General features: G+C 62.1%; 3 protein-coding genes and 1 pseudogene. 1 reads left to right on the forward strand and 3 read right to left on the reverse strand.

Annotated elements, in window-relative coordinates; translation table 11 throughout:
* The 3 genes from B3C64_RS03590 to B3C64_RS03600 all read right to left on the reverse strand — a co-directional run.
* On the reverse strand, positions 1-180 hold a 180-nt coding region (locus B3C64_RS03590), incomplete at its 3' end, for a hypothetical protein (RefSeq protein WP_291533790.1).
* A 196-nt stretch (positions 181-376) separates the two neighbouring features.
* Positions 377-1096 carry a response regulator gene (locus B3C64_RS03595; protein WP_291533792.1) on the reverse strand — a complete coding sequence of 240 codons (720 nt, stop codon included), beginning with the start codon at positions 1094-1096 and terminating at the stop codon, positions 377-379.
* A gap of 152 nt (positions 1097-1248) precedes the next feature.
* Entirely contained in the window at positions 1249-3687 is a 2439-nt protein-coding gene (locus B3C64_RS03600) for a sensor histidine kinase (RefSeq protein WP_291533794.1), read from the reverse strand.
* 177 nt (positions 3688-3864) lie between these two features.
* On the opposite strand from B3C64_RS03600, the pseudogene B3C64_RS03605 reads away from it, so the two are divergent.
* A pseudogene (locus tag B3C64_RS03605) lies at positions 3865-4103 on the forward strand (proline iminopeptidase); the annotation flags it as partial.

The following is a 4103-nucleotide window of genomic DNA, read 5'->3' on the forward strand; positions in this document are numbered from 1 at the left end:
ATCCATCCATGGTGCAAACCATGCAGTAATACCCGATGGATGAAATTCATGGTGCCGAACGTGCAGTTGCAGCTTGCAAAATCCGGGTGTGTCCTGCATGTTCGGCACCATCATTTCTGATTGACGGTCGGAACTGCATGTTTGGCGCTGGGGATTGGGTGATGGGATGTCCTGTTCCATTGGACTGATGGGATTGGATTGATGGAAAATTTGCCGGATTAAGGTTGGTCTGAGAGGATTTGTCGACGTTTCCTTGGTCTGAGGAGATTTGTCGGTTTGGACTTCGTGGTTTGGAAATGCCTGTTGGTCGGGGCTTGGTTTGGAGGATTCGACGGATTGGATGGTCCGGGGAGTCTGCCGGATTGGACGGGAGGCATCAGACCAGATGGTTCTCATAGGCGAACACCACCGCCTGCACACGGTCGCGCGCATTGATTTTCTGCAGGATATGCGCCACATGCGTTTTCACCGTGGGCAGGCCGATGAACAATTTGTCGGCGATTTCCCTGTTCGACAACCCATGGGCGATTTCGACGAGCACCTCGCGCTCGCGGTCGGTCAGTTCGTCAAGTTCGGGATCCGTATACTTCCGCGCCGCGCCGGCATTGGATTCTTCGGTACCGATACCGGTGAGACCGCCGTCCACCATCTTCTCGATAAGCCGTTTTGTGGCGGATGGCGCGATGATCGCGTTGCCTTGGAACACCGTTCGGATCGAATTCAGCAACGTCTCCGGTTCCGTGTCTTTGAGCAGGAATCCGGATGCGCCGGCGTTGATGGCGGACATCACGTATTCATCCAGATCGAAGGTCGTCAGAATGATCACCCGCGTGCCTTCCGTGTCATGTGAATCGTCACGATGCCGAAACGCAATGATCCGACGGGTCGCTTCGATGCCATCCATGCCGGGCATGCGCACATCCATCAGCACCACATCGGGGTGCAGCGTCTGCGCCAAGGCGACCGCCTCCGCGCCATCGCGGGCCTGCCCGACGACGGCCATATCGGGCTGCGAGCCGATCACCATCGTGAACCCGGCGCGCAGCAGTTCCTGATCATCGGCGATGACCACTCGGATATTCCGCTTCTCACTCATACTCCCACCTTATCGACGTCGGTTCGCCGCCAGCGTTGGAAACGCCCTTATACGACCCTGACATATCCCTGAATGCATATTCTCCAATTCCTTTTACCGGCCAGTGAAGGAAATCCATGCGCATGGGGAGCGCGCGCCAAATGCCCCAAGCCCTATTCCAGACCCTGACGCAAGCCCCGCAACTGTTCGGACAATGGGGCGGCCGGATGCAACGCAGGATGTTCGGTCTTTCCGCCGTCATCACTGGAACCGGTCTCGCGCAGCACGCCGAGCAGTTCGCGCATACGCTTCAGCGCCGCGCGTCCCCGATTCCCGATGGCCCTGAACGCTTCGGCGATCTGCTCCGCGGTGGGTTCCACGCCCCGCGCCTCGGCATCGTCCAGCATACGGAGCCCCAGACGGACCTGCTCGATCACGCCGTTCAACGTGCCGGCGACCTCGGACTGCATATGGGCGCCGATGCGCTCGCGTTCGAGGTTCGCAGCCAGAACGCGTTGCCTGGATTCCTTGGCCAGCAGCGCCTCCTCACGCGCCTGCAGCACCAGCATGTTCGAATCACGCGAACGGGTCCAGCGGGCCAACGCCATCACGGCGGCGCATGCGAGGAACGCGACCGTTCCATACGCGACGCCCATGAGCGTGATGGTTTCGGGACCCATCCGCATCGCGGAGCCGGTCCGTCGGCCCATCATGAAATCAAGGATGGTGGCGTAACCGGCCTGTATGAGCGCGGCCGAGCATCCGAACAGCAAGGAGGCGGCCAGCGCGGTCGCGCCGGTCCAACGCCAGGCATGGTCCCGTCCGTACAATACCGCGGCGTACAAGGCACACAGCGCGACAACGATATTGGAGACATCGATTCCGGAGAACACCAGCAGTTGCAGCACCGACAGACACGCCACCACCAGCGCGCAGGATTCCGGAAAGCGACGGCGTACGCACAACGGCAGCGTTTCCATCAGCATGAGCAGATGAAGAGCCTTGGATTCGGCTGCGCCGTCGAAGGAGAATATCGACCAAGGGGACAGGCCGAACATGATGATCAGCAGGAACGTGCACGATACGTCCGCCAGCAGGTAGTGACGCTGCGTCCAGCGCGAGGCCTTCTCCACCCAGTTGGAGGGACGCCCATCCGCATCGCCGGTTCGGGAGGTCGATTTTCGCCGTATGCGCGACCATAACCCGGAGAACGACGGCGGCACGGCAAGCTCCGGGAACCGTGGCGACGATGGTTCTTCGGTTGTGTTCGCAACAGTCTCTCCGGCATCCGTCGCATCGGTTAACGGAACCACCGCGTCCACCGAGAAGCCGCCGTTCGCGCGGGGGCCGGAGGACAATGTGCCGCCGACCGATTCGACGCGTTCGCGCATGCCGAGCAATCCGTAGCCAGGCCGATGCCCATCCGATTCGGACGCCGAGCCGCGTCCGTCATCGTCGATGCGGATGCGTAGCTGGCGGGAGCTCCATTGTTCGCGGATGCGCACATGCGCAGGGGAACCCGCGTATTTGCGCACGTTCGTCAACGCCTCCTGCACCACGTGGTAGACGGTCGATCCCGCCTCGGCGGTCAGCCGGTCCGCAGCAGGTGTGCCGGAGACCTCCCGTGCGATGGCGGTATCGGGTGCGGCCGTCCGCGCCTGTTCGACCAATGCGCCGATTTGCGCGTATCCGGCCTGTTGCGAACCGCCGAGCACACCCAGCAGACGGTGCATGTCGTGCAGCGCGCGCTCCGATTCGCGTCGGATGGTCTCCATCGTGTCCCGCGCCACCTTCGGATCATGGGCACCGGCGTACCGTCCGCCGTCGGACTGCACGATGATGATCGACAGCGTATGCGCCACGACGTCATGCATGTCGCGGGCGATACGCGCGCGTTCCGCGGTCGCCGCGATGGCGCGTTCCTCGCCTTCGCGCGCGACGATCGCGGCATTGCGTTCGCGCATCATGCGGATGGCCGCCAGCCGCGCGCGTTGCCAGAACGCCAATATGAACGCGGAAAGCAGGCAGACGCCGATGGCGGTGAACGTCATCAGCAGGTATTGGCCCAGCGTATCGGCACAATCCCCGGTCAGTCCTCCGCCCGCGTACACGACGTCGCAATCCGCATACGGCGCGAATGCCAAAGACTTCCGGAACACGCTTCTCGTGCCATGCATCGCGGGCCAGGCGGGACCGACCGTCATCGTCCATCCCATCACCGCCGTCGATGCCAAACCCAATCCGCACGACAGCAGCATGAATGCCTTGGTATTGCGCGGGTCGCCATACGCGATCACCGAATACACCATGAGGGGCGCCCAGAAATCGGAGACGATGACCGCCGGGCCGAAAAGCAGTTGCAATGCCGCCACCGCGGCGAACGCCAACGCTCCGACTCGCGGCGCGCTTCGGCGGATCGCCAGCGGGACGGCCAGCAGGACGGTCCACGTCGTCAACGCCCACGACGGCTGGTCGAACAGCAATCCCGGATTGAAGGTGATGCTTGAGCTGGCGCCTTGCGATGCGAACGACAGGAATACTGCGAGGACGATATCGCGGATGATGACGTGGCCGCGCAGCCAAAGCGCCAGCCGTCGGAATTCGTGCCTCATGTCTTTCCACGCTATCAAAGGATGGGGGGAGCGGACCATCATGCCTGAGAATGATTTTCGGAATATCGCAGCGTGATTATTTCCCCATATTCTGCGAAACGGCGGCGAGATGGCGCGCCGCCGCGCCGACGCAAGCGCATATAGTGGTCTGGGGAATACAGAAAGGCGGAATGCACGATGACATTGTTGGCCACGTATTATGTGCCGGGACTGCATGTCGAGGACCGTTCGATCAAGGTGCCGTTGGATTGGTCCGGGCATGAGCCGGGCCACGGTTTCGAAGGCGACGCGATCAACCTGTTCTATCGCGTGGTCACCGCGCCGGAGCATGTGCATGACGATCTGCCGCTGCTGGTGTTCCTGCAAGGCGGTCCGGGCGGATGCGGCCCGCGCCCGCTAAGCCCGGATTCCGACGG

This window comes from Bifidobacterium sp. UBA6881 (assembly GCA_002451435.1).
Lineage (GTDB): Bacteria > Actinomycetota > Actinomycetes > Actinomycetales > Bifidobacteriaceae > Bifidobacterium.